The following is a 25,907-nucleotide window of genomic DNA, read 5'->3' as shown; positions in this document are numbered from 1 at the left end:
ACGACAAAGCGTGGAAAAGACGCGGATAATCATGCTACCTCTGGCGTTAGGCGAAGATATCCACTGCGCCATTGCCGCGCGCGGCGGCCTGAAGCGAGGCCGGCGCCGCTAACGCTATGTCATCTTCAGCGCCAAACGCGTCCGTATGTTGGGCGCGGGAAGACTGTTGTTGCGATGAAGACTGCTGCTGTCCGGCAAAGCTTTCGCTACTGATGCTGCTTTGTCCCAACTGAATGCCGCTTTCCGCCAACTGAGTGCGCAACATGGGCAGGCCGGCTTCCAACGCGGCGCGGACATGGCTGTGCGGCGATACCATCTGGAGCTGCGCCTGATTGTCATCCAGCTTGAGCGAAATATGCACCTGACCTAACTCTTCCGGATGCAATCGAAGCTGCGCGCTTTGCTGTCCCTGACGCGTAAATAACATGACCTGCTGACTGAACGTTTGCTGCCATTCATGGCTGCCTAACGGCGCGCTGAGTACCGGGGCTGAGGCGACAGGTAGCGGTTGCGGTTGCGCCGTGGCGCTGCTGAGCGTCGGCATTGCCGCGCCATGCGTTACTGGCGCGAGTGGGCTATCCACCTCCACTTTCGCGCTGGTCGCGGCGGCAGCGACCACCAGCGGCGTCAGTGATGGCCCCGTGGCGCGATCGTCGCTGGCGCGCGCAAGCGACGCCTCGGTTTTCCCTTTTTCATGCTCGCTAAAAGAGAGCGTATGTGTCTCTTCCTGCGGCGCCGATGGCATGTCGCTGCGCAACAGTGACGGCAAGGCGATGTGATTTTCAGCCGGCGTCTCTCCGGCGACAGGCGTCGCGACAGGTTGTCCGGGCAGCATGGCGAATAAGGCGCTCAGACTGGCAAGATCCTCATCGCTCAGCGCGGGCGTTTTCTCATCATGCTGCGCCGTTTTACTCAATGCGGCCAGAGCGCTGGTTTTCAACGATGGCGTTAGCGTAGACAGTAGATGCTGCGCTTGTGTCAGATCGGTAAGCGTTTCATCCGTCGCATTCGCTTTTTGCGCCAGCAGGTCGGCAAGCTTCACCGCCTGGCCCGGCTCGCCATGTTGGGTCAGTAACTCTTTTGATAATTTGCCGCCTGCCGCCTGTAAATCGGCCAGCGTGATGCGGGCGTCTTTGCCCTGTGCGCCGTCTGCGCCTAACGCGCCCGCCAGGAGCGCCAGAAAGTCCTCGGCTGTACCGGTGGTTTTTCCTGACGTCAGACCCGCGGTCATGTCGGTATCGGTGGTGATCAGTTGGGGCAGGGTGATCATTCGGGTTTCCTCATTGCTGCACGCTGAGCAAATTCATCCATCTTTTTCTGATCCATGCGGTTTTCAGCTAACAGCGCTGCCGCGGTTTGTCGGTCCTGTAAGGTTTGCCAGGCCTGAAGTCGCTGCTTTTTCTCACGCCAGCTCTTCAGCGCCAGGTCGACTTTTTGCGTCCACTGCGTAAGCTGGAGGCGATGCTGCTCTATCGCCTTTTCCAGTGTCTGAATAAACTGCTGATAGTTAATCCAGCGATTACTGGCGATGCCGTTGCCCATATCGGTGTTCAAATTACTGCGATACTCATTCTGATAATCGATCAGCATTTTGAGCTGTTCTTCCGCCTGTTGGCAGCCGCGACGCATTTCGCCCAGTAAACGCGCCGCGTCATCTACCTCTTTTTCGGCCAGATCTTTGAGTGTTTCCAGAGCGCCATGTTGTGTCATGATCGTCGCCCTCCTGCTTTATCACACCGTCGGGAAAATTAAATCGAGCGCCTGCAGAGAGTCCTCCCAGTCGGCCCGTTCAAAAATGCCTTGCTGTAAAAACGCTTCCAGTTGCGGCCATAAGGTAATGGCTTTATCGAGCATCGGATCGCTACCTTTGGCATAGGCGCCGACGCTGACCAGATCGCGGTTACGCTGGAAACTGGAAAGCAACTGTTTAAATAGCCGTACCCGCGCATAGTGCTGCTCGGTAATGAGCGCGGTCATCGCCCGGCTGATTGACGCCTCGATATCAATGGCCGGATAGTGCCCGGCCTCCGCCAGACGGCGGGACAAGACAATGTGCCCGTCGAGGATTGCGCGTGCCGAGTCGGCAATGGGATCTTGTTGGTCGTCCCCCTCGGTCAATACGGTATAAAACGCGGTGATAGAGCCGCCGCCGTGGATGCCATTACCGGCACGTTCGACCAGCGCCGGCAGCTTTGCGAACACCGAGGGCGGATAACCTTTGGTGGCTGGCGGTTCGCCGATTGCCAGCGCAATTTCACGCTGTGCCATCGCATAGCGCGTCAGCGAATCCATAATCAGCAACACATGCTGTCCGCGATCGCGAAAGTCTTCGGCGATGCGGGTGGCATAGGCGGCGCCCTGCATTCGCAGCAGTGGCGAAACATCCGCCGGGGCGGCGATCACCACCGAACGCGCGCGACCGTCGGGGCCGAGAATATTTTCGATAAAATCTTTAACTTCGCGGCCACGTTCGCCGATAAGTCCCACGACAATCACGTCCGCCCGTGTGTAGCGCGCCATCATGCCAAGCAGAACCGACTTACCGACGCCGGAACCGGCAAAGAGTCCCATACGCTGACCGCGCCCTACGGTTAACAACGCGTTGATAGCGCGTACGCCGGTATCCAACACATGTTCGATTGGCGTTCGCTGTAGCGGGTTAAACGGCGGCGTGATTAACGCGCCGGTTTCCAGCGTATCCGGCGCAGGCAGTCCGTCGAGCGGTTTACCGCCGCCATCCAGCACCCGACCAAGCAGGGCCGGGCCGAGCGGTAGCTGTTTGCCGCTTTGCAGACCGTCGCCATGCCCGTTACGGGCGTAAACGCGGGCACCGGGCAGAATGCCTTCGACCTCTTCCAGCGGCATTAAAAACAGTCGCTGGCCGTTAAAACCGACGACTTCCGATTCCACCTCTTTGGTTTCAGGGCCGTCCTGGCGCTCAATAATGCAGGTGGCGCCCAGCGGAAGCTGGAGACCGGTGGCCTCCAGTACCAGGCCAGTGGCGCGAGTTAAACGTCCATAACGACGCACCGCCGGCAATAACGCCATTTTGGCTTCAAAGTTGTCGAGCGCGGTAAGCCAGCGGGTCAGGCGCGTGGTCATCAGAGCACTCCCGGCGCCGCCAGGCGACACAACTCTTGCCAGCGAGTAGCGACGCTGGCGTCCAGATCGCCCTCATCGGCAGAGACTTTACACCCGCCGTGATGCAACGTTGGGTCCCCGCGCAACCGCCATCCGTGAAGACTGAGCGTGGCGCCCAGCATCTCTTCCACCCGCTGTAAGTCGTCCGGATGCACGCGCAACTGCGGCTTGCCGCTAAAGAGCGGCTCTTGCTGCAACAGTTGTTGAATCTGTTTAATCAGCGCCGAGTTGTCCACCGCCGGCGTTTGGCCGATGACCTGACGCGCAGCCTCCAGGGCCATTTGCATCAGCCGTGAGGCGATAACGCTATCGAGCGCGTCAAGCGTGTTCTGAAACTCGCTCACTAACTGCTGCATACGGGCATGAATCGGTGCCTGCTGCGTCTGCGCCTGGGCTTGTCCTTGCTCCAGCCCCTGCGCTAACCCTTCCTGGTATCCCTGCGCGTGTCCTTTTTGCCGTCCCTCCGCCAGTCCGGCGTTATAACCTTGTTCATGGGCCTGTATTTTTAGCTGCGCCAGCTCCTGCTCCAGCTGCTGTTCGGCAGTGAGTTCGGGCTCCGGCGTATCGTCTGTCAAGGTCACGTTATCAGCCTCAACCGGCACAAACGTCTCCGGCGGCGGGGCGAGATCGTCGGGGGTCCAGACTTGCCACGGCAATTCATTAGACATAGGTATCCTCGCCGCTGCCAATCACCATTTCGCCGGTTTCCGCCAGACGACGCACAATAAGCAGAATCGCTTTCTGCTCGTTTTCCACCTGAGACAGACGAACCGGGCCACGGTTGGCAAGGTCGTCGCGCAGGATATCGGCGGCGCGCTGGGACATATTGCGCAGGAACTTCTCGCGTAATGGCTGTTCGGCGCCTTTCAGAGCGATCAGTAGCGATTCGGAATCCACTTCCTGCAGCAGACGCTGGATACTGCGATCGTCCACATCCACCAGATTTTCGAACAGGAACATCTCGTCGATGATTTTCTGCGCCAGTTCGCCGTCGAATTCGCGCACAGCGGTAATAACCGCTTCTTCCTGCTGCGTTTTCATCAGGTTGATAATTTCTGCCGCGGTTCTTACGCCACCCATTTTGCTGCGTTTCAGGTTCTGACCGTCGAGCAGGCCATTCAGCACTTCGGTCAACTCCGCCAGCGCCGCCGGCTGTACGCCGCCAAATGTCGCGATACGCAGCATCACATCATGACGCAGACGCTCGTCAAACAGCGCCAGAATATCGGCGGCCTGACTGCGTTTGAGGTGGACCAGAATGGTGGCGATAATCTGCGGGTGCTCGTCGCGAATCAGGTCGGCGGCACTCTGCGGTTCCATAAAGTTGAGCGTTTCGATACCGCTGGTGGTATCGCGCGTTTCCAGAATATCTTCCAGCAGGCTGGAGGCGCGTTCTTCGCCCAGCGCTTTAACCAGTACGGAGCGCAGGTATTCGTTGGCGTTAATATTCAGCGCGGCGAACTGCTCCGCTTCTTGCTCAAACTCTGATAGTACGTCCGTCAGTTGTTTGTTGGAGATCTGACGCACGTTAGCCATCGCCGTACTTAACGCCTGTACTTCGCGGGTGGAGAGGTGTTTAAACACCTCTGCCGCCCGGTCTTCGCCAATGGTCATCAACAAAATGACGCTTTTATCGGTACCGCTAAGATTACTCATGATCGTTACTCATCCACTGGCGAATGACCAGCGCCACCACGCGCGGATCGTTGTCTGACATTTCGCGAATACGCTGGCTCATCACCTCGGCGCCCAGACGCTGGTTAGCCCGGCGTTGCTGGAGCTGCTCGTCTTTGCTAAGGCGTACTTCCACGGCTTCTTCGGTTTCCTGGCGAACCTGTGCCTGTTCCTGCGCCGCTTTCGCTTCTTCAACGCGGCGCGTCAACTGCGGACGTACCGCTTTGCGCCACAGAATCCAGGCCACCACCAGCACCAGCAACCAGCGACCTGCCGCGAGCAACTGATCGATAAAGGACTGCTGTTGCCAGAAGGGCAGTTCGCCGCCGGTGTTATCCACTGCGCTAAACGGTGAATTCACCACGTTTAGCGTATCGCCGCGTTTATCAGAAAAACCCATCGCCTCACGGGTTAGATCCTCGATCTGTTTCATCTGATCGGCGGTTAATGGCAGCGGTTTGCCATCCGCCAGCGTTTTGTAATTCACCACGACGGCCACGGAGAGGCGCTCAATATCGCCCACATTCATTTTGGTGTGACGAATGGTGCGGTCCACTTCGTAGTTACTGGTTTCATTACGCTGCGTATTGCGCGGGCCAGCGTTGTTACTGTTGGTACTGGTGCTGGTTTGTGGCGTATTCTGCGCGTTTTGTTGATTGGTCGGCGGCGTGGCGATCGGCGCCTCGTTAGGCGGCGCTGGTTGGTTCGACAGCGCGCCAGGCACGCCGCCGGGATAGCCCGCGCCTACCTGTTCGCTAATATTCAACTGACGTGAACGCAGGGTGGCCTTCGACGCATCGCCGTTCGGGCTGTAGTGCTCTTCCGTCTGTTCTTTATTGGCAAAATCCAACTGGGCGGTTACCTGAGCGTGAACATTACCGTTCCCGACGATAGGCGACAGAATGGCTTCGATACGGCGTTGGATGCGGCTTTCCACATCATTAGCAAATTTTAATTGCGCGTCATTAAGGTCGCGACCGCTGGTATTGGATTGCGTGAGTAGATGACCGGATTGATCGACCAGAGTGACGTTTCCTGGCGGCAAACCGGCGACAGCGCTGGAAACCAGATGTACCACGGCGCTAATTTGTCCTTCATCCAGCGCCCGACCCGGTTCCAGTGTGACGGTGACGGAGGCGGAAGGGGATTTTTGTTCCCGCACAAATAGCGACGGCTTTGGCATCGCCAGGTGAACGCGGGCGCTTTTTACCGGCCCCAGCGTCTCGATCGTCCGGGCCAGTTCACCTTCCAGCGCGCGCTGATAATTCACCTGCTCGCTGAACTGGCTGATACCGAATTTTTCCTGATCAAGCAGTTCAAAGCCTACCGCGCCGCCTTTAGGCAGCCCCTGCTGCGCCAGACGCAGACGCAGTTCATGCACTTTGTCGGCGGGCACTTCAATCGCGCCGCTGCCATTGGCAAAGCGATAGGGGATATTCATCTGGGTCAACTGCGCGACGATCGCGCCGCCGTCCTGATCGGAAAGGTTGCTAAATAGCGTGCGGTAATCGGGCGTTTTGGCCCACAGCACCATCGCAACGACGATCGCCACGGCAGCGGAACCCGCCACAATTAACGGAATTCGGGGATTCGCGCGTAGGCGATTAAGCCACTCGAGAGGTTTAGGTTGGGTTGCAGTCGATGCAGTCGCACTCATCTCGCACCTCGTGACTGATCGTGGACGGCGTTTTTTGCAAAGTGGAACAAGACTCACTCCCGGGTCAGCAAACTCGAAAAATTGACGGTCTCATTATTTGTGGTTTCGAATTTTTCTATGCGCTAAAAACCGAGGTTTTTTATCGTTATTTAACGCCTTTATCTTATTGACAAACTGGTAATCTCTGCTGCGTAAAAAATCATCCAGGGGAATAGCATGGCAGCAATACAGGGGATTGAAGGGGTTATTAGCCAGTTACAGGCGACGGCGATGGCCGCGCGCGGGCAAGAAACGCACTCGCAGTCGACGGTGAGTTTTGCCGGCCAGCTACATGCTGCGCTGGATCGTATTAGCGACAGACAGACGGCGGCGCGCGTTCAGGCGGAAAAATTCACTCTGGGTGAGCCGGGCATTGCGCTTAATGACGTGATGGCCGATATGCAAAAAGCGTCCGTCTCTATGCAAATGGGGATTCAGGTGCGCAACAAGCTGGTCGCCGCGTATCAGGAAGTCATGTCCATGCAGGTTTAAGACAGGGCTGACAACACATCCGCAGCGGACTCCCGGGCGCTTACCTACGTCAGCGACGGGGACGCGACGCCCATGCAACCAGTGCGTGATTATGTGGGCTTGTTTTTTGCGAGGCGCGCTCATTTTATTGATAAGCGGGTTGCACATTGTTGCAGGGACTTATTAAAAATAGGGTACGCCTGTTTACTGACGCCATTCATTCCTACTATTCGTTCTGACGCTATTGTCATTGAGTTTGCAATCCAGAATGTTCCTGCAATATATGCGCCGTTGCGATAATACACGGTAAATTCTTTATTAATGCCTGGAATATCTGTTTCATGGAGATCCAGTATATACCCATACGGGGACAGATTATCAGCGAGACAGCGGGCAATGGCGCTCGGATGTGCATTGACCACTGTGATGGGTGAGTAACGGGCAGCGGCAAGACAGACGACTCCAATAATGGAGATGAAAATAATTTTTATCATTTTTTTGGCTTCTGCTGTGCATAAATAAATCATCACCTGATAATGTCAGTGAGTAAAAATATAAATACCTGATAGTCTTTTATGACGTAGAGGGAAAATAATAATTATTTTATGTTTTGCTTAAAATAGTCATGGTTTTTTCATCGGCTCAAACAAAATTAAAACGGTATACGTTATATAATAGATTTATGCCACGGCGCACAAGACGACCTTGTCTGATTTCTTTTATGCGTTTTAGATTTTTGCCGGTTATGCCGTAAAAAGGTCTCCCGCCGTAACGTACAGCGGGAGTATGCGCTTATTTTTGAATCAGATAACGAATTGTTGGGCCATCCTGTTGGATATCCAGCACCGTATAGCCGTGATTGCGCGCATCCAGTGGAATATTATTAATGGACTGCGGACAGTCGCTCACCACTTCCAGGATCTCACCTTTTTTTAGCTGCGGCATCGCTTCCAGAGTGGCGACCGCCGGGTACGGGCAAGGTTCGCCAACCATATCCAGACGGTAATCAGGGACGATATTTTTCATACAGATTCCTTAGCAGGCGTCAGCCCCGCACGGCGGAAAAAACGTTTTTCCCAGCCGATAATTAACATCAGCGCGGCAAATAATAACAGGTAGGTGACCAGCAGCCCCCCCAGCGGACCAAAGGTATTCAGCAGGTTAACTTTATCCCAACTGGTCGCCAGCGCGGGCGCGAAATCATCCCAGTAGTAAGCCAGGATGGTCGAACCGATGACATTGCCGAGGCCCACCCACCAGTAATGCACCTGGCCTTCTACGGCGCGGTACATCCAGCCGGTTTCGCAGCCGCCCGCCAGCACGATGCCAAAACCGAACAGCAGTCCGCCAATGACCGCATTCGGGCCAGCCCACATAATTTTAGGTGCAACGCCCAACTGCACGTAGCTGAAAATACCAATGGCGCTGACCGCCATGCCGAAAATAATCGCTTTCGCCATATGGGCGCGTCCGGAGATCCACAGGTCGCGAAAGGCCGAAGTAAAGCAGATTTGCGCGCGCTCGATCAGCAGCCCAAACCCGACGCCGAACAGCATCGCCAGCCCCAGTTTCGGCTGATGCATTGCCGTTAATAACGCCCAGCCAATCATGCCGATAAAGACCAGCATACCGAGCCTGAAACGCCGTCTTGCCTGATCCGGTTTCTGCGTCAGTGGCGAAGCCGCGGAGACCTTTTGCATTTTCACCGGTATACGAAATATTGGCAGCAACGTAAAGCGGGCGCCGAACCAGGAGCCGATAGCGGTCGCCAGCGCAAAGAACCACGCGTGTAGGGAGAACTGCGGGATTCCGGTAAAAAAGGCGGCCAGGTTACACCCCATCGCCAGACGCGCGCCGAAGCCAGCGATCATGCCTCCGACCACCGCCTGTACGATACGGATTCGGCTGCGCGGCATACGCAGTTTTACGTTGTTGGCCCACAGCGCCGCGGCGAAACAGCCGCCGAACATGCCGAGGATCATCATGCCGTCGATACGCGTCAGCGGCGTACCTTCCAGATGAATCAGCTTGTAGTAGCCCCACTGTTCGGCATGAACGCCAAAAAGCTGCAAAATTTGACCGCCCCAGCGGGTAAATTCGCCCGTCACGGCCCAGAACGTGCCGGTGATGCCAAAATAGTAGGTAGAGAGAATACCGGCTGCGATCACCGCAGGGGCCGGCGCCCAGAATTTAATTAACCAGGTTTGCTTGAAGTGTTGCCATGACATGTGTTTAGCCTCTGAACTCAGAAGGTGTGAAACAAGAAGTGCGCATACTACACCGATCACAGAATTTGCCTACACCTAATAAGCGGTAATACCGACTGGATCAAATTGCGGCCAGCGCCTGGAAAGGCTGGCGGCGTCAGGGCTTTAATGCCACAATTCTTCTTTCTTCTGATGCAGGATGAATGATGAAAAAAGTAGCGATCGTTGGCGCATTGCTGGTTCTGGCCGGATGCGCCGAGGTGGAAAACTATAATGATGTGGTGAAAACGCCCGCGCCGGCCGGTCTGGAAGGGTACTGGCAGTCAAAAGGCCCGCAACGTAAGCTGGTGAGCCCTGAAGCTATCGCCAGCCTGGTAGTGACTAAAGAAGGCGATACGCTGGACTGCCGCCAGTGGCAGCGCGTTATTGCTCTGCCGGGCAAGCTGACCATGCTCTCCGATGACTTAACCAATGTTACGGTTAAGCGTGAGCTCTATGAGATTGAGCGCGACGGGAATACCCTGGAATATGATGGCATGACACTGCAACGGGTCGCTCGTCCGACGCCGGAGTGCGCCGCCGCGTTAGAAAAAACGCCGCTGCCGACGCCGCTGCCGTAATTTCGCTTCCCGGCAGCGCTCTGCCGCCGGGAACGCTCATCACATGTCCTCAATGACCCACACGCTGACGCTGCCTGCGTTGCAGAAGAACGTCGCTTCGCCTTGATCATTAGTTACAACATGCTCATTGCGGTTTCCCAGAAAATCACGCCAGGTCTTGTTAGCGTAATTGTCGCCGAGCAGGAGGGTTTTTTCACCGTCGTCGCCATTGGAAAGTACAACCACACAGCCCGGATTCTCTTCAGTACCGCTGCGACTAAAGGCGATACAGTTAGGATGATCGAAAAAGAGAGTTTGTATACCGTGCGCAAAACGCTGACGAGCGAGGATCAGCCGATCCAGTTGGTTAATCACCGGCATGTCGACCCGACAGGTCTCGCCATTTTCGCCGCTATCCTCATAGCTGGCGCCGTATAAATCGGGATAAAACACCGACGGCACGCCGTTTTCACGCAGCAGGATCAGCGCATAGGCCAATGGTTTGAACCAGGGTTCTACCGGCGCTTCCAGCGCCTGTAACGGTTGTGTATCGTGGTTAGCGACCAGCGTCACCGCATGAAAAGGGTCGGCTTCTACCAGCGTGCCGGTGAAAATGTGGCGCATGTCATACTCCGCGCCCTGGCGCGAGGCTTCATGAAATTTCATCTGCAACGGCGCGTCGAACAGCATGGTTTTCCCGTCGACCTGATCGATGTACGTTTGCAGTTTATCCACTTCATGCGACCAGTATTCTGCGACAATAAACAGCGGTTTTGGCGCAACCGCCTGTACATGCTCAATCCATTCTTTATAAAACCAAGCGGGTATATGTTTTACCGCGTCCAGGCGAAAGCCGTCACAGTGGGTTTGTTCCATGACCCAACGGGCCCAATGTTTAATCTCTTCCGTAACCGCGTGATTGCGAAAATCGATATTTTCACCCATCAGATAGTCGAAATTACCCAGCTCATCATCAACCTGATCGTTCCAGCCATCGCCGGTATAGTCATTGACGATCTTAAAAATGCCGTCTTCGTCGGGATTCTCGATGTGATCAATGCCGCTGAAACAGTGATAGTCCCAAATAAAGTTGGAATACTGGCCCGCGCGGGCAGGGAAGGTGTAGCGCGTCCAGCCTTCGCATTCAATGATGTTGTCATCGATTTGCGTGCGGTCATCCTGATTCACGCGCTGAACGCGAATACGTTCTTTTTCGTCTGCGCCCATTTTGTGGTTCACGACGACGTCGAGCAGCACCGCAATATTATTTTTTTTGAGCGCGTCTATCGCCGTCAGTAACTGGCGTTTATCGCCGTACTTTGTCGCGATAGTTCCTTTTTGGTCAAATTCGCCGAGGTCAAACAGGTCGTAGCTATCATAGCCTACGGAATAGCCGCCGGAGGCGCCTTTACAGGCGGGCGGTAGCCAGACCATATTGATACCGATATCATTCAGCCCATCAGCACGTTCCGCCAGCTCAGACCAGAGTTTACCGCCGTCGGGATAATACCAGTGGAAGTACTGCAATAACGTGGGGTTTTTCATCTTCCGTGCTCCAGAAGTCGTTTAGCCGACCTCTGGAGTATGGAAGAATTTTCATACGAGACGGGAAAATATTATGAGGCGCCAGGCGCGTCTGGCACGAGTAACATACCGGAAAGACGGCCATAAGCGTTGTTGAGTGATTTTTGGCGGGTGGATTGTCCGATCAAACTACTCAGTTCATCCAGTCGCTGTTGCAGCAGCCCTTTCAGGAGCTGCTCATTATCCAGCGTTTGTTTGATGTATCCGGCGACCATATCCTGAATACTTCGCGTAATGCCCGGTGGAGTTTGCTTTTCCATCACCGTTTCAATACTTTGCAGATAGGAGACCTCTTGTTGCAATAAGAGATCCCATTCACCTCGCTGCGCAAGTTCAAGCAGCGATTGACTGAGCAGCGCAATACGCTGCCAACGGTTGATAAACTCCACGGTTGAGGTCATTAACGAGACTCCTGGAAAGATGCTTTCGGTGAAATCTGTTTCCAGGCTTCTGCAATATTGCTGAGTAACCCTTCCACTTCTTCGATGGCCTGAGCGTCGTTACGCAAATTAGCCTGCAGTAAACGGCGAATCATATAGTCGTATAGCTCGGAAAGATTCGTCGCAATCTCACCGCCTTTTTCCTGATCGAGGCCGGCTTTCAGCCCGTTATCGATAATATTGATGGCTTTGCTTAACGCTTCACCTTTCGCGACAACATCGCCTTGTTCTAAAAACAGGCGAGCGCGCACCAGAGCGCTATTCGCGCCATCAAACAACATTTCAATCAACTGATGCGGGCTGGCGCTCATCACGGCGCTTTCCACGCTGACTTGCGCATAAGCTTTGATACCGCTCGCGGTGTACATGGTAACCTCTGTTATCAGGACTTGTTCATAGCATTAAATTGCTGGGTCAAATAAGTACTGGTGTTATTCAGCTTACTCATCATGGTATCCAGTTGGGTAAACTGGGCCTTGTAACGGGCAACGGTGTCGTCAATGCTACTGCTGACGGTCAGATATTGCTTAGTCAGCTTTTTCAGCGTGGCGTTAATACTGTCCTGGGCGCTGTCAATAATGCCGTCATCGGCCAGATAACCTTTCACTTCGGTGGCAATTTTGGTGGTGATCCCCGTTTCTTTACCATCACCTACCAGCAGCTCACGTACAGAAGCGGTATTTTCATCCAGCGCTTTTTTAAGCTTGGTATCATCAATTTTTAGTTTTCCGGTGGTACCATCAGAAGTAATACCAATTTCATTCAGGGTTTTAAATGTACCTGTACTTGCACCATTAGCGAACTGAGCGCGGATTCCAGTTTGAATCGTTCGCACCACGGTATCTCCAAGTAGTGCACCGTTGTTTTTGTCCTGTTCTTCAGCCCCTGGATCAACCTCTGTATATTTTGTTAATGAACTAAAGGTATCAAGCAGTGAGTTGTAGGCATCAACCCAACCTTTGACGGCTTCGGTCGCCTTTTCATTATCTTTTGTGACGGTAATACGGGCATCTTTTACTTCTTTGGTTAGTTCAAGCGTCACGCCTTGTGGAGCGTCAGTGATTTTATTACTCGGTCGCTCAATATCAATGCCGTTAACGGTTAACAAAGCATTATCTGCAGCAACCAGTTGCTTCATTTTGCCCGTGCCAGTATTACTATCATAGGACAACAGATCGCTGAGTTTGCTATCGCCTTCCACAGAGATAGTCATTTGATTATCCGTGCCACTATCTGCGGTCAGTACAAGCTGATAATCGCCTTCTTTAACTTTAACGATACTGGCGGAAATACCACTGTCAGCATCATTAATGGCGTCACGGATACCCTCTAAAGAGGTTTGATCTTTAGTGAGCTTGATTTCAAGTGGTTCTTTACGGCCTTTCTGTTCAATTTTTATGGTACGGCTGTCAGATGTGGTATCTCCCAGCACTTCTTTGGTAGATGTAATTTTGGTTGCTGTACTCAAAGATTGTGCTTGTGCTAACTGAGTTACGCTAACCACATAAGTTCCAGGTGCGGCCCCAGCTTCCGTCGAGACTTTCAGGTCTTCTGTACTGCTGGTGACATTCGTACTTTTAAACAGATCGGCTTTATTTAACGCCGTGTTTGCTGTTTGAAACTTCTCCAGTGCACTTTTTAAAGTACCGTATGCCGTTAGACGGGCCGTATTAGCGCTCTGCTGCTGTGTGATCGGCGTTAAGCGTCCTTTTTCAGCGTTGGTCAGTTTAGTCAGCAGTGAATCCAGAGGTAAGTTTGACCCTACACCTAATGATGAAATTGAAGCCATGCCATCTTCCTTTCGATTGCAAACAGTAGTTAAACGCGTTATCGGCAATCTGGAGGTAAAGTTTAATGATAATTTTGCAAAAATAATGCGTGGAATAATGATGCATAAAGCGGCTATTTCGCAGGCTAAGAAAAAGATCGGGGGAAGTGAAAAATTTTCTAAAGTTCGAAATTCAGGTGCCGATACAAGGGTTACGGTGAGAAACCGTGGGCAACAGCCCAATAACATCAAGTTGTAATTGATAAGGAAAAGATCATGGCACAAGTCATTAATACAAACAGCCTGTCGCTGTTGACCCAGAATAACCTGAACAAATCTCAGTCCTCACTGAGTTCCGCTATTGAGCGTCTGTCCTCTGGTCTGCGTATCAACAGCGCGAAAGACGATGCGGCAGGTCAGGCGATTGCTAACCGCTTCACTTCTAATATCAAAGGTCTGACTCAGGCTTCCCGTAACGCTAACGACGGCATTTCTATTGCGCAGACCACTGAAGGTGCGCTGAATGAAATCAACAACAACCTGCAGCGTGTGCGTGAGTTGTCTGTTCAGGCCACTAACGGGACTAACTCTGATTCCGATCTGAAATCTATCCAGGATGAAATTCAGCAACGTCTGGAAGAAATCGATCGCGTTTCTAATCAGACTCAATTTAACGGTGTTAAAGTCCTGTCTCAGGACAACCAGATGAAAATCCAGGTTGGTGCTAACGATGGTGAAACCATTACCATCGATCTGCAAAAAATTGATGTGAAAAGCCTTGGCCTTGATGGGTTCAATGTTAATGGGCCAAAAGAAGCGACAGTGGGTGATCTGAAGTCCAGCTTCAAGAATGTTACGGGTTACGACACCTATGCAGCGGGTGCCGATAAATATCGTGTAGATATTAATTCCGGTGCTGTAGTGACTGATGCAGCAGCACCGAATAAAGTATATGTAAATGCAGCAAACGGTCAGTTAACAACTGACGATGCGGAAAATAACACTGCGGTTGACCTCTTTAAGACCACTAAATCTACTGCTGGTACCGCTGAAGCCAAAGCGATAGCTGGTGCCATTAAGGGTGGTAAGGAAGGAGATACCTTTGATTATAAAGGCGTGACTTTTACTATTGATACAAAAACTGGTAATGACGGTAATGGTAAGGTTTCTACTACCATCAATGGTGAAAAAGTTACGTTAACTGTCGCTGATATTACCGGTGGTGCGGCGAATGTTGATGCTGCTACCTTACAATCAAGCAAAAATGTTTTTACATCTGTAGTGAACGGTCAGTTTACTTTTGATGATAAAACCAAAAACGAGAGTGCGAAACTTTCTGATTTGGAAGCAAACAATGCTGTTAAAGGCGAAAGTAAAATTACAGTAAATGGGGCTGAATATACTGCTAACGCCACGGGTGATAAGGTCACCTTAGCAGGCAAAACCATGTTTATTGACAAAACAGCTTCTGGCGTTAGTACATTAATCAATGAAGACGCTGCCGCTGCTAAGAAAAGTACCGCTAACCCACTGGCTTCAATTGATTCTGCATTGTCAAAAGTGGACGCAGTTCGTTCTTCTCTGGGGGCAATTCAAAACCGTTTTGATTCAGCCATTACCAACCTTGGCAATACGGTAACCAATCTGAACTCCGCGCGTAGCCGTATCGAAGATGCTGACTATGCAACGGAAGTTTCTAATATGTCTAAAGCGCAGATTCTGCAGCAGGCTGGTACTTCCGTTCTGGCGCAGGCTAACCAGGTTCCGCAAAACGTCCTCTCTTTACTGCGTTAATCCGGCGATTGATTCACCGACACGTGGTACACAATCAAGGCAGCGAAAGCTGCCTTTTTTAATTCCGGAGCCTGTGTAATGAAAGAAATCACCGTCACTGAACCTGCCTTTGTCACCCGCTTTTCCTGTTCTGGCTCGGCCTGCCGCGACCACTGTTGTAAGGGCTGGAAAATCACGCTGGATAAGACGACGGTCAAAAAGTACCTTACCAGCAAGGATGTAACCATCAGAGAGATTGCCAAAAATAGTATTATTCTTTTAAAGAAAGACCCAAATAACTGGGGGGAGATTAAATTACCATCTGGGACAGGCAGCTGCCCTTATCTGGATGACGATCGTCTGTGCAGGGTACAAAAAACACTGGGAGCTAAAGCATTAAGTTATACCTGCACTACGTTTCCGCGGGTGTTCCATACTTATAAAAACGAGGTACGACATTCTCTAAGCCTTGCCTGCCCGGAAGTGACAGCCCATCTTTTAAACGACCCCGATGCGGTAACACTCAATGAAAAGGCGATCATTCAGCAGAAGTACAATACCGCGCCGCTATTCTCCCCACAGCAAAAACTACTTAACTTGTTTTGCCTGAGTTTGATTAACCATGCTGCCAACAATCCGGATGCGGCATTATACGCGTTGATCAAGTTTGTAATGTATGTGCAGAAGTTTCCCCGGATTGATGACGCTGCATTAGGGGAGATTGAGCAAGTGTATGGCACGTTAGTTTCCCAGCTGCAGTCCGGTTCGTTAACTCAGGAACTCGCTAATATTACGCCGGATAAGAAATTCAAAACATCCCTGGTACTGTTGATGCAGGATTATTTCAGGGCGCTCCCACCGAGCAGAGGAAGCTATGTCCTCGATCACTATATCCAGTGTCTTCTGCGGGTGCTGACGGCGGAAGAGGGCGTTTCAATGGAGCAGAAGGTTAGCGATATTGAGTCCTCATTAGCGCGCTGTTTACAGACGGATGAGCAGCAGAAGAACTGGGCCTTCAGAAATTTAATTCTCTATAAAATTTGGGAAAATAATTTCCCCAACCAGCCGAATGTCGACCCGTTACGCGCGCTGTATATTATCGTGGCGGAATATGCCTTTATTAAGCTATTAACGGCAGCCAGCGTGCATGAGCGCGGGCGGCTTGAGTGGGATGACGTTACTAATATTGTGTATAGTTTTCACTCCCGCAGCCAGCATAACAGCGAGGTGGCGAAGAATTTTCATCGCCATATAGAAACGGTGCGTACTGGCGACGATCTGTCGATGATTCATCTTCTGACATAGTTTTGTTCGGGGTGGGCTTTTGCGCATCCCGTTTATTCTATCTGGCTGATTTTATTCTGCTCTTTGAGCCGCTAAAAAGGCGCTACAGGTTACATAAGTGAAATAACCCTTCTTTTATAGCCTTATTCCTTCGATAGAACCCTCTGTAGAAACGGATAATCATGCCGATAACTCATTTAACGCAGGGCTGTTTATCGTGAATTCACTGTATACCGCTGAAGGTGTAATGGATAAACACTCGCTGTGGCAGCGTTATGTACCGCTGGTGCGTCACGAAGCATTGCGCCTGCAGGTGCGATTGCCGGCGAGCGTGGAACTGGACGATCTGCTACAAGCGGGCGGCATCGGGTTATTAAATGCGGTCGACCGATATGACGCTTTGCAAGGAACGGCATTTACCACTTACGCAGTGCAGCGTATTCGTGGGGCGATGCTGGATGAATTACGCAGCCGCGATTGGGTGCCGCGTAGCGTCCGGCGTAATGCCCGCGAAGTGGCGCAGGCGATGGGACAACTGGAGCAGGAACTGGGGCGTAATGCGACGGAAACCGAAGTGGCGGAACGTCTTGGCATTCCTGTTGCGGAGTATCGTCAGATGTTGCTCGATACCAACAACAGCCAACTTTTCTCTTACGATGAGTGGCGGGAAGAGCATGGCGATAGCATCGAACTGGTGACTGAAGAACATCAACAGGAAAACCCGTTACATCAACTGCTGGAGGGCGACCTGCGACAGCGGGTAATGGACGCGATTGAATCGCTGCCGGAACGCGAGCAACTGGTGTTAACGCTGTATTACCAGGAAGAGCTCAACCTCAAAGAGATTGGCGCGGTACTGGAAGTCGGCGAATCGCGGGTCAGCCAGTTGCATAGTCAGGCCATCAAACGATTACGCACCAAACTGGGTAAGTTATAGGTAGCGCATGATCGCACCCGAAAAGTGCCGCACAACGTATAGACTACCAGGAGTTCTCATGACGGTGCAGCAACCTAAAAGGCGGCCCTTGAGCCGCTATCTTAAAGACTTTAAACACAGCCAGACGCATTGCGCGCATTGTCACAAATTGCTCGACCGCATTACGCTGGTTCGCCGTGGCAAGATCGTTAATAAAATCGCTATTTCACAGCTGGATATGCTACTTGACGACGCTGCCTGGCAGCGGGAGCAGAAGGAGTGGGTGGCGCTGTGTCGCTTTTGCGGCGATTTGCACTGCAAAAAGCAGAGTGATTTTTTCGATATTATCGGTTTCAAACAGTATTTGTTTGAACAAACCGAGATGAGCCATGGCACGGTGCGGGAATATGTCGTGCGTTTACGACGTCTTGGCAATTACCTCAGCGAGCAAAACATTTCCCACGATCTGCTGCAGGACGGTTTTCTCGATGAAAGCCTGGCGCCATGGTTGCCGGAAACCAGCACCAATAATTACCGTATCGCACTACGTAAATACCAGCAATATAAAGCGCATCAGCAGATTGCGCCCAGACAGAAATCCCCCTTTACCGCCAGTTCTGATATATATTAAAAAAGCATAAGATGTAGCAGAGTCGTGTTGGTGAAACGTGGCAAACCTTCTACATTAGGCTGAGTCCCCCAAAGGTTCGCGAGACGTGACGATGCGCCATGGCGGGACACAGTCTATGGTCATTAACGGCAATATTCGGGGTTACTATGAAATTAGCACTGCTGGGACGTCAGGCACTGATGGGAGTAATGGCTGTAGCGCTGGTGGCGGGAATGAGCGCGAAGAGCTTTGCCGATGAGGGTTTGCTGAACAAAGTTAAAGAACGTGGCACGCTGCTGGTAGGGCTGGAAGGTACCTATCCGCCGTTTAGTTTTCAGGGCGAAGACGGCAAATTAACCGGTTTTGAAGTCGATTTCGCCGAGGCGTTGGCAAAACATCTGGGCGTTAAAGCGTCGTTGAAGCCGACCAAATGGGACGGAATACTGGCGTCGCTGGACGCTAAACGCATTGATGTGGTGATAAACCAGGTCACGATTTCAGACGTCCGCAAGAAAAAATATGATTTCTCTACGCCTTATACTGTCTCCGGCGTTCAGGCGCTGGTGAAAAAAGGCAATGAAGGCACGATCAAAACGGCTGCCGATCTGCAGGGCAAAAAAGTCGGCGTTGGGCTGGGGACTAACTATGAAGAGTGGCTACGTCAACATGTGCAGGGCGTGGATATCCGTACCTATGACGATGATCCTACAAAATATCAGGATCTGCGCGTAGGCCGTATTGACGCGATTTTAGTCGATCGTCTGGCGGCGCTGGATCTGGTGAAAAAAACCAAAGGTACGCTGGCCGTCACCGGTGATGCGTTTTCGCGTCAGGAGTCCGGCGTTGCGTTACGTAAAGGCAACGAAGACTTGCTGAAGGCGGTAGATAACGCCATTGCGGAAATGCAAAAAGATGGCACCTTAAAAGCGCTCTCTGAAAAATGGTTTGGCGCTGACGTGACCCAATAATGCTCTACGTTGCCCGGCAGGCAGTGCGCCGCCGGGCAATATCAACCTCATACTATGTCAGCAAACGGAGGCGCGTGAATCGGCGCCTTTTTTATTTCCGTTAGATCAACGTGCATAATAAAAAGAACACACCACAACGTTACCGGAGGCTCAATGCCACTACATCACTTAACGCGCTTCCCTCGCCTGGAGCTTATCGGCGCGCCGACCCCGCTCGAATACCTGCCGCGATTGTCTGATTATCTTGGCCGTGAGATTTACATTAAGCGCGATGACGTTACGCCCATTGCAATGGGCGGCAATAAACTGCGCAAGCTGGAGTTTCTGGTGGCCGACGCGCTGCGAGAAGGGGCGGATACGCTGATAACCGCAGGGGCGATTCAGTCGAACCATGTCCGTCAGACGGCGGCGGTCGCGGCCAAATTGGGACTACATTGCGTCGCCTTGCTGGAAAATCCAATCGGTACCACCGCGGAAAATTACCTGACGAATGGTAATCGCCTGTTACTGGATTTATTTAATACGCAAATTGAGATGTGCGATGCGCTAACCGATCCGGATGCGCAGCTGCAAACGCTGGCGACGCGCATTGAAGCGCAAGGGTTCAGGCCCTATGTGATTCCGGTCGGCGGCTCCAGCGCGCTGGGGGCAATGGGATACGTAGAGAGCGCCCTGGAAATCGCCCAGCAGTGTGAAGAGGTCGTCGGGCTCTCTTCGGTGGTGGTGGCCTCCGGCAGCGCCGGAACGCACGCCGGGTTAGCTGTCGGGCTGGAACATCTGATGCCGGATGTCGAACTGATTGGCGTGACCGTTTCACGTTCTGTCGCCGAGCAGAAACCCAAAGTGATTGCCTTGCAGCAGGCTATTGCCGGTCAGCTGGCGCTGACGGCGACGGCGGATATCCATTTATGGGATGACTATTTTGCCCCGGGTTACGGCGTGCCAAATGACGCGGGGATGGAGGCGGTGAAACTGCTGGCGAGCCTGGAGGGGGTGTTGCTGGATCCGGTATATACCGGCAAAGCGATGGCGGGTCTGATAGACGGCATCAGCCAGAAACGCTTTAACGATGACGGGCCGATTCTCTTTATTCACACCGGTGGGGCGCCTGCGCTGTTTGCCTACCATCCTCATGTATAACCTCCAGGTAATCAACGCGAATGCAAGAAAGTATCCAACTGGTTATTGAATCGCTGCCGTATTTGCTTAAAGGCGCCGTCTTTACCCTGCAACTGAGTATTGGCGGTATGTTTTTTGGTCTGCTGCTGGGATTTGTGCTGGCGCTGATGCGGATGTCTCCGCTATGGCTGGTTCGCTGGCTGGCGCGCTTTTATATCTCGATTTTTCGCGGTACGCCGCTTATCGCCCAGTTATTTATGATCTATTACGGCCTGCCGCAATTTGGGATTGAGCTGGACCCTATCCCGGCGGCGATGATTGGTTTATCGCTCAACACCGCGGCTTATACGTCCGAGACGCTGCGTGCGGCGATCTCGGCTATCGACAAGGGACAATGGGAAGCGGCGGCGAGCATTGGCATGACGCCGTGGCAAACGCTACGTCGCGCTATTTTGCCGCAGGCGGCTCGCGTCGCGCTTCCGCCGTTGAGCAACAGCTTTATCAGCCTGGTGAAAGATACGTCGCTCGCCGCGACGATTCAGGTGCCGGAGTTGTTCCGCCAGGCGCAGTTAATTACCTCGCGAACGCTGGAGGTGTTTACCATGTATCTGGCCGCGTCGTTAATCTACTGGGTAATGGCGACCGTCTTATCGGCACTGCAAAACTATTTTGAAAACCAGCTTAACCGCCAGGAGAGAGAGCCAAAATGAGTGCGATCGAAGTCACCAACCTGGTCAAAAAATTTCATGGTCAAACGGTGCTGCACGGTATCGACCTTGAGGTAAAGCCCGGAGAAGTCGTCGCCATTATCGGCCCGAGCGGCTCAGGGAAGACAACGTTATTACGCTGCATTAACCTGCTGGAACAACCGGAAGCGGGCACCATTAAAGTGGGCGATATTATCATCGATACCGCCCGCCCATTCAGCCAGCAAAAAGGGTTGATTCGCCAGCTACGTCAGCATGTCGGCTTTGTCTTTCAGAGTTTTAACCTGTTCCCGCATCGTACCGTGCTGGAAAATATCATTGAAGGTCCGGTGATTGTAAAGGGAGAGCCGAAAGCCGAGGCGACGGCGCTGGCGCGGGAACTGTTAGCCAAAGTCGGGTTGGCCGGTAAAGAGACCCGTTATCCGCGCCGCCTGTCGGGCGGGCAACAGCAGCGCGTAGCGATTGCGCGCGCGCTGGCGATGCGCCCGGAAGTGATTCTGTTTGATGAGCCCACGTCGGCGCTTGATCCTGAATTAGTCGGCGAGGTGCTTAATACGATTCGCCAGCTGGCGCAGGAAAAGCGCACGATGGTGATCGTTACTCACGAAATGGGCTTTGCGCGTGACGTGGCTGACCGGGCAATATTTATGGATCAGGGGCAAATCGTCGAGCAGGGGCCGGCGAAAACCTTGTTCGCCGACCCTCAGCATCCGCGTACCCGCCAGTTCCTTGAGAAATTTTTAGTGAAATAATACCTTTTCAACGCTCGCCCGAATTAGCCGCGCCTCGGGCGAGCGCAATGAATAATTATGAAGTCATTCTGCCAGATTATTAACCTCGCTCTCTGGCGGAAGCCAAAAAAACTGTAATGCCGCTCAAGTATTCTACGTTTCGTCCGATATTTCTTATATATAAATACTATTTATGTGTTAATTTAAGCTATTCATAATAATGATTATCAATATCAAAGGCGTGACCATAAAATATGCAGGAAAATGATTTCTTCACCTGGCGACGCGCAATGTTGTTACGCTTTCAGGAGATGGCGACAGCAGAGGATGTTTATACTGAATTGCAATATCAGACACAGCGGCTGGAATTTGATTATTATGCCCTGTGTGTTCGTCATCCCGTCCCCTTTACCCGGCCTAAAATATCGCTTCGTACCACTTATCCTCCGGCGTGGGTAACGCATTATCAGTCCGAAAACTATTTCGCGATCGATCCAGTATTAAAGCCGGAAAATTTCAGACAGGGTCATTTACATTGGGATGACGTGCTATTTCATGAAGCGCAGGCGATGTGGGATGCCGCCCAGCGTTTCGGATTACGCAGAGGCGTAACCCAGTGTGTGATGTTGCCGAACCGGGCGCTGGGCTTTTTATCTTTCTCTCGTAGCAGTTTACGCTGCTCCTCGTTTACCTACGATGAAGTGGAGCTGAGGTTGCAACTGCTGGCGCGGGAGAGTCTTTCGGCGCTGACAAGATTTGAAGACGACATGGTGATGGCGCCTGAGATGCGTTTCAGTAAACGTGAGAAAGAGATTCTGAAGTGGACGGCGGAAGGGAAGACCTCATCGGAGATCGCCATTATTCTGTCGATTTCTGAAAATACCGTTAACTTCCATCAGAAAAACATGCAGAAGAAATTCAATGCGCCAAATAAAACACAGATTGCCTGCTACGCTGCGGCGACAGGTCTGATATGACGTGCTGACGATGCTTCGCGCCAGACGCGAAACCGGCTGAAAGCGATGCTAACAGCCGGTTTTTTACTACTGGCGGTAAGCCTGTTTAATTTGCTTAACCGTACTGGAAAATACCGCCGCTTGTGCTTCATCATCCATCTGCGCGATCTGTTTTTCCATTTTAAGAATCACGCGCCCTGCATCGGCCTGGCCCATCGCCTGCAGCATCAGCGTTAACATGGCTTTCAGGCAGTTGACTTCAGTAGCCAGTTCTTGATTATTCTCAGCGGTGGAAAAATCAGGCGTACTCATTTATTTTCCTCGTTATGTTTCAGTGAAAATGTGCGATAGCAGATGTTAAGGCGGCGGAGTATACCATAAGCTACGCTAAAAATAGCAGTGGTTGTTTTTTGATCAAAAAGCGGAGGGGTTACCCACAAAATAAACGTTGCCGCGTGATGCATATATTTTCTTCATTCTTTGTTTATTACGCGTATTTTACTCGTTAATTATTGTTACAAAGTTGATTCCCTAATTAGTGTTTAGACAGCGGAACGTGAAATTTTTGTCACCATTATGAAATAGCAGCCCGGGACAGCGCCGTCAGAAGGGGCTACAACGTTGGCAGTTGCCACACGACGTACAACATAATTTCCAAAAACGAGAGCAAAATCGAATACCCGGTGTTTTTTTACGTTTCAAAGTTGAGATAAAACCAGCTAATATAAGGGCGATTAACTATCAGTAGCGTTATCCCTATTCTGGAGATATTCCTTTGATCAACGTTCTTCTTGTTGATGACCACGAACTGGTGCGCGCAGGGATACGACGCATTCTTGAAGATATAAAGGGCATTAAAGTTGTCGGTGAAGCGTGCTGCGGAGAGGATGCGGTAAAATGGTGCCGTACTAACGCCGTTGACGTCGTGCTGATGGATATGAACATGCCCGGTATTGGCGGCCTTGAGGCGACGCGTAAAATTGCCCGATCGACAGCGGATATCAAAGTGATCATGCTGACCGTCCATACGGAGAACCCGTTGCCCGCCAAAGTGATGCAGGCTGGCGCAGCTGGCTATCTCAGCAAAGGCGCTGCGCCTCAGGAGGTGGTGAGCGCTATCCGTTCGGTGTATTCCGGACAACGTTATATCGCCTCCGATATCGCTCAGCAGATGGCGCTCAGTCAGATCGAGCCTGCAAAAACGGAAACGCCGTTCGCCAGTTTGTCTGAACGCGAGTTGCAGATTATGCTGATGATCACCAAGGGTCAGAAGGTCAATGAGATTTCAGAACAGCTGAATCTCAGTCCTAAAACGGTGAACAGCTATCGCTATCGCATGTTCAGTAAATTAAACATTCATGGTGATGTTGAGCTGACTCACCTGGCAATCCGCCATGGCCTGTGTAATGCGGAGACGTTAACAAGCCAGTGAGTGAAATATTTGACGCAAAGGCATTTTTGAAAACCGTTACCAGCCAACCCGGTGTCTATCGTATGTATGACGCCGGCGGTACGGTTATTTATGTCGGTAAAGCAAAAGACCTGAAAAAGCGTCTTTCCAGCTACTTTCGCAGCAACCTGGCTTCGCGTAAAACCGAAGCGCTAGTTGCGCAAATTCAACACATTGATGTCACGGTAACGCATACCGAAACGGAAGCGCTGCTGCTTGAGCATAATTACATCAAGTTGTACCAACCGCGTTACAACGTGTTGTTGCGTGATGATAAATCCTATCCTTTTATTTTTCTGAGCGGCGATACCCATCCGCGTCTGGCGATGCACCGTGGCGCCAAACATGCGAAAGGCGAGTACTTCGGCCCATTTCCTAATGGCTATGCCGTGCGGGAAACGCTGGCGCTGTTACAGAAAATTTTCCCTATCCGCCAGTGCGAAAACAGCGTGTATCGCAACCGCTCGCGTCCTTGCCTGCAATACCAGATTGGCCGCTGCTTAGGCCCCTGCGTTGCAGGACTGGTCAGCGAGGAGGAGTATGCGCAACAGGTGGAGTATGTCCGGTTGTTTTTGTCCGGCAAGGACGACCAGGTCTTAACACAACTGATTGCCCGGATGGAAAAGGCCAGCCAGGATTTGGCATTTGAAGAGGCGGCGCGTATTCGCGATCAGATCCAGGCGGTACGCCGGGTCACGGAGAGACAGTTTGTCTCCAATGCGGGCGACGATCTCGACGTTATCGGCGTGGCTTTTGATGCGGGTATGGCCTGTGTGCATGTGCTGTTTATTCGCCAGGGTAAGGTGCTGGGCAGCCGCAGCTATTTTCCAAAAGTACCTGGCGGTACGGAACTGGGCGAAGTGGTGGAAACCTTTGTCGGGCAGTTTTACCTGCAGGGTAGCCAGATGCGCACGCTACCGGGCGAGATACTGCTCGATTTTAATCTTAGCGATAAAACGCTGCTGGCCGATTCGTTGTCGGAACTTGCCGGACGGCGTATTCATGTCCAGACAAAACCGCGCGGCGATCGCGCCCGTTATCTCAAGCTGGCGCGGACCAACGCGGCAACGGCCTTAATCACTAAACTCTCGCAGCAGTCCACCATCACGCAGCGTTTGACTGCGCTGGCGGCGGTATTAAAACTTCCTGCGATCAAGCGGATGGAATGTTTTGACATCAGCCATACCATGGGGGAGCAAACGGTCGCATCCTGTGTGGTATTTGACGCTAACGGGCCGTTACGCGCCGAGTATCGTCGTTATAATATCGCGGGCATCACGCCGGGTGATGACTACGCGGCGATGAATCAGGTGCTACGCCGGCGTTATGGCAAGGCCATAGAAGAAAGTAAGATTCCGGACGTTATTCTGATCGACGGCGGAAAAGGGCAGCTCGCCCAGGCGAAAGCCGTTTTCGCTGAGCTGGATGTCCCCTGGGATAAGCATCGCCCTTTGCTGCTCGGTGTCGCCAAAGGCGCGGACAGAAAGGCCGGTCTGGAAACACTCTTTTTTGAACCGGAAGGCGAGGGGTTTAGCCTGCCGCCGGACTCGCCGGCGCTGCATGTTATTCAACATATTCGCGATGAGTCGCACGATCACGCGATCGGCGGGCACCGTAAAAAACGCGCGAAGGTTAAAAATACCAGTACGCTGGAAACTATTGAAGGCGTTGGGCCTAAACGTCGCCAGATGCTGCTGAAATATATGGGCGGTTTGCAAGGGCTACGTAACGCCAGCGTAGAAGAAATTGCAAAAGTGCCGGGTATTTCGCAAGGTCTGGCAGAAAAGATCTTCTGGTCGTTGAAACATTGAGG

The 25,907-nt window shown here is 52.2% G+C and carries 29 protein-coding genes; 14 read left to right on the top strand and 15 right to left on the bottom strand.

What is annotated here, in order from left to right; translation table 11 throughout:
• Positions 1–46: 46 nt before the first annotated feature.
• The 6 genes from fliK to fliF are packed head-to-tail and all read right to left on the bottom strand — an operon-like array spanning position 47 to position 6,472.
• On the bottom strand, positions 47–1,270 hold the full coding sequence (gene fliK, locus NBA72_RS11250; protein ID WP_042949077.1) for a flagellar hook length control protein FliK: 1,224 nt from the start codon (positions 1,268–1,270) through the stop codon (positions 47–49).
• The gene (fliJ, locus tag NBA72_RS11245; protein ID WP_023254644.1) at positions 1,267–1,710 is read right to left on the bottom strand and encodes a flagellar export protein FliJ; all 444 of its coding nucleotides are present in this window, start codon (positions 1,708–1,710) and stop codon (positions 1,267–1,269) included. The genes fliK and fliJ overlap by 4 nt, the downstream gene beginning before the upstream one ends.
• A gap of 21 nt (positions 1,711–1,731) precedes the next feature.
• Positions 1,732–3,102: a flagellar protein export ATPase FliI gene (gene fliI, locus NBA72_RS11240; RefSeq protein ID WP_000213257.1), complete on the bottom strand. Its 1,371-nt coding sequence runs from the start codon at positions 3,100–3,102 to the stop codon at positions 1,732–1,734.
• Positions 3,102–3,809: a flagellar assembly protein FliH gene (fliH, locus tag NBA72_RS11235; RefSeq protein WP_000064158.1), complete on the bottom strand. Its 708-nt coding sequence runs from the start codon at positions 3,807–3,809 to the stop codon at positions 3,102–3,104. Before fliH ends, fliI begins: the two co-directional genes overlap by 1 nt.
• Positions 3,802–4,797 carry a flagellar motor switch protein FliG gene (gene fliG / locus NBA72_RS11230; protein ID WP_042949081.1) on the bottom strand — a complete coding sequence of 332 codons (996 nt, stop codon included), beginning with the start codon at positions 4,795–4,797 and terminating at the stop codon, positions 3,802–3,804. The genes fliH and fliG overlap by 8 nt, the downstream gene beginning before the upstream one ends.
• Entirely contained in the window at positions 4,790–6,472 is a 1,683-nt protein-coding gene (fliF, locus tag NBA72_RS11225; protein ID WP_001276828.1) for a flagellar basal-body MS-ring/collar protein FliF, read from the bottom strand. Before fliF ends, fliG begins: the two co-directional genes overlap by 8 nt.
• A 216-nt stretch (positions 6,473–6,688) precedes the next feature.
• Between fliF and fliE the strand changes: the two genes are divergently transcribed.
• Positions 6,689–7,003, top strand: a complete 315-nt coding sequence (fliE, locus tag NBA72_RS11220) for a flagellar hook-basal body complex protein FliE (protein ID WP_000719039.1) — start codon at positions 6,689–6,691, stop codon at positions 7,001–7,003.
• Positions 7,004–7,122: 119 nt separating this feature from the next.
• Here the strand turns inward: fliE and NBA72_RS11215 are convergent, their stop codons facing one another.
• The 3 genes from NBA72_RS11215 to yedE form a co-directional block, all read right to left on the bottom strand.
• Positions 7,123–7,509, bottom strand: a complete 387-nt coding sequence (locus tag NBA72_RS11215; RefSeq protein WP_077917566.1) for a hypothetical protein — start codon at positions 7,507–7,509, stop codon at positions 7,123–7,125.
• 265 nt (positions 7,510–7,774) lie between these two features.
• Complete coding sequence (yedF, locus tag NBA72_RS11210; RefSeq protein WP_000790504.1) at positions 7,775–8,008, bottom strand: sulfurtransferase-like selenium metabolism protein YedF; 234 nt, start codon at positions 8,006–8,008, stop codon at positions 7,775–7,777.
• The gene (gene yedE / locus NBA72_RS11205; RefSeq protein ID WP_001531105.1) at positions 8,005–9,210 is read right to left on the bottom strand and encodes a selenium metabolism membrane protein YedE/FdhT; all 1,206 of its coding nucleotides are present in this window, start codon (positions 9,208–9,210) and stop codon (positions 8,005–8,007) included. The genes yedF and yedE overlap by 4 nt, the downstream gene beginning before the upstream one ends.
• A gap of 185 nt (positions 9,211–9,395) precedes the next feature.
• Here yedE and yedD point away from each other — a divergent pair, with 185 nt between their 5' ends.
• Positions 9,396–9,809, top strand: a complete 414-nt coding sequence (gene yedD, locus NBA72_RS11200) for a lipoprotein YedD (protein WP_000754694.1) — start codon at positions 9,396–9,398, stop codon at positions 9,807–9,809.
• Positions 9,810–9,848: 39 nt separating this feature from the next.
• On the opposite strand, the gene amyA is transcribed toward yedD, so the two are convergent.
• From amyA to fliD, 4 genes are all read right to left on the bottom strand, one after another.
• The gene (gene amyA, locus NBA72_RS11195) at positions 9,849–11,333 is read right to left on the bottom strand and encodes an alpha-amylase (RefSeq protein ID WP_042949088.1); all 1,485 of its coding nucleotides are present in this window, start codon (positions 11,331–11,333) and stop codon (positions 9,849–9,851) included.
• A gap of 71 nt (positions 11,334–11,404) precedes the next feature.
• Positions 11,405–11,773 (bottom strand): flagella biosynthesis regulatory protein FliT, encoded by a 369-nt coding sequence (gene fliT, locus NBA72_RS11190; protein WP_000204899.1) that lies wholly within the window; start codon positions 11,771–11,773, stop codon positions 11,405–11,407.
• Entirely contained in the window at positions 11,773–12,180 is a 408-nt protein-coding gene (gene fliS, locus NBA72_RS11185; RefSeq protein ID WP_000287764.1) for a flagellar export chaperone FliS, read from the bottom strand. Before fliS ends, fliT begins: the two co-directional genes overlap by 1 nt.
• Before the next feature lie 14 nt (positions 12,181–12,194).
• The gene (gene fliD / locus NBA72_RS11180; protein ID WP_023137969.1) at positions 12,195–13,601 is read right to left on the bottom strand and encodes a flagellar filament capping protein FliD; all 1,407 of its coding nucleotides are present in this window, start codon (positions 13,599–13,601) and stop codon (positions 12,195–12,197) included.
• Here fliD and NBA72_RS11175 point away from each other — a divergent pair.
• From NBA72_RS11175 to sdiA, 10 genes are all read left to right on the top strand, one after another.
• A complete protein-coding gene (locus NBA72_RS11175) occupies positions 13,600–13,839 on the top strand; it encodes a hypothetical protein (RefSeq protein ID WP_042949093.1) in 240 nt (79 codons plus the stop codon). The two genes, fliD and NBA72_RS11175, sit on opposite strands and share 2 nt — an antisense overlap.
• A gap of 17 nt (positions 13,840–13,856) precedes the next feature.
• A complete protein-coding gene (locus NBA72_RS11170; protein ID WP_023253743.1) occupies positions 13,857–15,374 on the top strand; it encodes a flagellin N-terminal helical domain-containing protein in 1,518 nt (505 codons plus the stop codon).
• Positions 15,375–15,452: 78 nt separating this feature from the next.
• Positions 15,453–16,658 carry a flagellin lysine-N-methylase gene (gene fliB, locus NBA72_RS11165; RefSeq protein WP_042949096.1) on the top strand — a complete coding sequence of 402 codons (1,206 nt, stop codon included), beginning with the start codon at positions 15,453–15,455 and terminating at the stop codon, positions 16,656–16,658.
• Positions 16,659–16,854: 196 nt separating this feature from the next.
• Positions 16,855–17,574, top strand: coding sequence for an RNA polymerase sigma factor FliA (locus tag NBA72_RS11160; protein ID WP_001087453.1), 720 nt, complete (start codon positions 16,855–16,857; stop codon positions 17,572–17,574).
• A gap of 58 nt (positions 17,575–17,632) precedes the next feature.
• On the top strand, positions 17,633–18,184 hold the full coding sequence (gene fliZ, locus NBA72_RS11155; RefSeq protein ID WP_000218080.1) for a flagella biosynthesis regulatory protein FliZ: 552 nt from the start codon (positions 17,633–17,635) through the stop codon (positions 18,182–18,184).
• 146 nt (positions 18,185–18,330) lie between these two features.
• Positions 18,331–19,131, top strand: coding sequence for a cystine ABC transporter substrate-binding protein (gene tcyJ / locus NBA72_RS11150; protein WP_000761634.1), 801 nt, complete (start codon positions 18,331–18,333; stop codon positions 19,129–19,131).
• A gap of 153 nt (positions 19,132–19,284) precedes the next feature.
• Complete coding sequence (gene dcyD / locus NBA72_RS11145) at positions 19,285–20,271, top strand: D-cysteine desulfhydrase (protein WP_001128188.1); 987 nt, start codon at positions 19,285–19,287, stop codon at positions 20,269–20,271.
• A 20-nt stretch (positions 20,272–20,291) separates the two neighbouring features.
• The gene (gene tcyL, locus NBA72_RS11140) at positions 20,292–20,960 is read left to right on the top strand and encodes a cystine ABC transporter permease (protein ID WP_001158234.1); all 669 of its coding nucleotides are present in this window, start codon (positions 20,292–20,294) and stop codon (positions 20,958–20,960) included.
• Complete coding sequence (gene tcyN / locus NBA72_RS11135; protein ID WP_001273033.1) at positions 20,957–21,709, top strand: L-cystine ABC transporter ATP-binding protein TcyN; 753 nt, start codon at positions 20,957–20,959, stop codon at positions 21,707–21,709. The genes tcyL and tcyN overlap by 4 nt, the downstream gene beginning before the upstream one ends.
• Positions 21,710–21,942: 233 nt before the next feature.
• On the top strand, positions 21,943–22,665 hold the full coding sequence (gene sdiA, locus NBA72_RS11130; protein ID WP_042949103.1) for a transcriptional regulator SdiA: 723 nt from the start codon (positions 21,943–21,945) through the stop codon (positions 22,663–22,665).
• A 66-nt stretch (positions 22,666–22,731) separates the two neighbouring features.
• Here the strand turns inward: sdiA and NBA72_RS11125 are convergent, their stop codons facing one another.
• On the bottom strand, positions 22,732–22,956 hold the full coding sequence (locus NBA72_RS11125) for a DUF2594 family protein (RefSeq protein WP_000106483.1): 225 nt from the start codon (positions 22,954–22,956) through the stop codon (positions 22,732–22,734).
• A complete protein-coding gene (locus NBA72_RS11120) occupies positions 22,953–23,108 on the bottom strand; it encodes a hypothetical protein (RefSeq protein WP_000546186.1) in 156 nt (51 codons plus the stop codon). Before NBA72_RS11120 ends, NBA72_RS11125 begins: the two co-directional genes overlap by 4 nt.
• A gap of 311 nt (positions 23,109–23,419) precedes the next feature.
• Between NBA72_RS11120 and uvrY the strand changes: the two genes are divergently transcribed.
• Together uvrY and uvrC are read left to right on the top strand one after the other, a co-directional pair.
• A complete protein-coding gene (gene uvrY / locus NBA72_RS11115) occupies positions 23,420–24,076 on the top strand; it encodes a UvrY/SirA/GacA family response regulator transcription factor (RefSeq protein ID WP_000611323.1) in 657 nt (218 codons plus the stop codon).
• Positions 24,073–25,905, top strand: a complete 1,833-nt coding sequence (gene uvrC, locus NBA72_RS11110; protein WP_001289468.1) for an excinuclease ABC subunit UvrC — start codon at positions 24,073–24,075, stop codon at positions 25,903–25,905. Before uvrY ends, uvrC begins: the two co-directional genes overlap by 4 nt.
• Positions 25,906–25,907 lie beyond the last annotated feature (2 nt).

The sequence above is a fragment of the Salmonella sp. NW1250 genome, from assembly GCF_051812965.1.
Lineage (GTDB): Bacteria > Pseudomonadota > Gammaproteobacteria > Enterobacterales > Enterobacteriaceae > Salmonella > Salmonella enterica.
Note: the sequence above shows the minus strand (reverse complement) of the source record. Positions and strands in the feature narration are given on the sequence as shown.

Coding starts and splice junctions, on each gene's coding strand:
- fliK (WP_042949077.1), bottom strand. CDS start 1,270: ATGATCACCCTGCCCCAACTGATCACCACCGATACCGACATGACCGCG.
- fliJ (WP_023254644.1), bottom strand. CDS start 1,710: ATGACACAACATGGCGCTCTGGAAACACTCAAAGATCTGGCCGAAAAA.
- fliI (WP_000213257.1), bottom strand. CDS start 3,102: ATGACCACGCGCCTGACCCGCTGGCTTACCGCGCTCGACAACTTTGAA.
- fliH (WP_000064158.1), bottom strand. CDS start 3,809: ATGTCTAATGAATTGCCGTGGCAAGTCTGGACCCCCGACGATCTCGCC.
- fliG (WP_042949081.1), bottom strand. CDS start 4,797: ATGAGTAATCTTAGCGGTACCGATAAAAGCGTCATTTTGTTGATGACC.
- fliF (WP_001276828.1), bottom strand. CDS start 6,472: ATGAGTGCGACTGCATCGACTGCAACCCAACCTAAACCTCTCGAGTGG.
- fliE (WP_000719039.1), top strand. CDS start 6,689: ATGGCAGCAATACAGGGGATTGAAGGGGTTATTAGCCAGTTACAGGCG.
- NBA72_RS11215 (WP_077917566.1), bottom strand. CDS start 7,509: ATGATTTATTTATGCACAGCAGAAGCCAAAAAAATGATAAAAATTATT.
- yedF (WP_000790504.1), bottom strand. CDS start 8,008: ATGAAAAATATCGTCCCTGATTACCGTCTGGATATGGTTGGCGAACCT.
- yedE (WP_001531105.1), bottom strand. CDS start 9,210: ATGTCATGGCAACACTTCAAGCAAACCTGGTTAATTAAATTCTGGGCG.
- yedD (WP_000754694.1), top strand. CDS start 9,396: ATGAAAAAAGTAGCGATCGTTGGCGCATTGCTGGTTCTGGCCGGATGC.
- amyA (WP_042949088.1), bottom strand. CDS start 11,333: ATGAAAAACCCCACGTTATTGCAGTACTTCCACTGGTATTATCCCGAC.
- fliT (WP_000204899.1), bottom strand. CDS start 11,773: ATGACCTCAACCGTGGAGTTTATCAACCGTTGGCAGCGTATTGCGCTG.
- fliS (WP_000287764.1), bottom strand. CDS start 12,180: ATGTACACCGCGAGCGGTATCAAAGCTTATGCGCAAGTCAGCGTGGAA.
- NBA72_RS11175 (WP_042949093.1), top strand. CDS start 13,600: ATGCCATCTTCCTTTCGATTGCAAACAGTAGTTAAACGCGTTATCGGC.
- fliD (WP_023137969.1), bottom strand. CDS start 13,601: ATGGCTTCAATTTCATCATTAGGTGTAGGGTCAAACTTACCTCTGGAT.
- NBA72_RS11170 (WP_023253743.1), top strand. CDS start 13,857: ATGGCACAAGTCATTAATACAAACAGCCTGTCGCTGTTGACCCAGAAT.
- fliB (WP_042949096.1), top strand. CDS start 15,453: ATGAAAGAAATCACCGTCACTGAACCTGCCTTTGTCACCCGCTTTTCC.
- fliZ (WP_000218080.1), top strand. CDS start 17,633: ATGACGGTGCAGCAACCTAAAAGGCGGCCCTTGAGCCGCTATCTTAAA.
- tcyJ (WP_000761634.1), top strand. CDS start 18,331: ATGAAATTAGCACTGCTGGGACGTCAGGCACTGATGGGAGTAATGGCT.
- dcyD (WP_001128188.1), top strand. CDS start 19,285: ATGCCACTACATCACTTAACGCGCTTCCCTCGCCTGGAGCTTATCGGC.
- tcyL (WP_001158234.1), top strand. CDS start 20,292: ATGCAAGAAAGTATCCAACTGGTTATTGAATCGCTGCCGTATTTGCTT.
- tcyN (WP_001273033.1), top strand. CDS start 20,957: ATGAGTGCGATCGAAGTCACCAACCTGGTCAAAAAATTTCATGGTCAA.
- sdiA (WP_042949103.1), top strand. CDS start 21,943: ATGCAGGAAAATGATTTCTTCACCTGGCGACGCGCAATGTTGTTACGC.
- NBA72_RS11125 (WP_000106483.1), bottom strand. CDS start 22,956: ATGAGTACGCCTGATTTTTCCACCGCTGAGAATAATCAAGAACTGGCT.
- NBA72_RS11120 (WP_000546186.1), bottom strand. CDS start 23,108: ATGCATCACGCGGCAACGTTTATTTTGTGGGTAACCCCTCCGCTTTTT.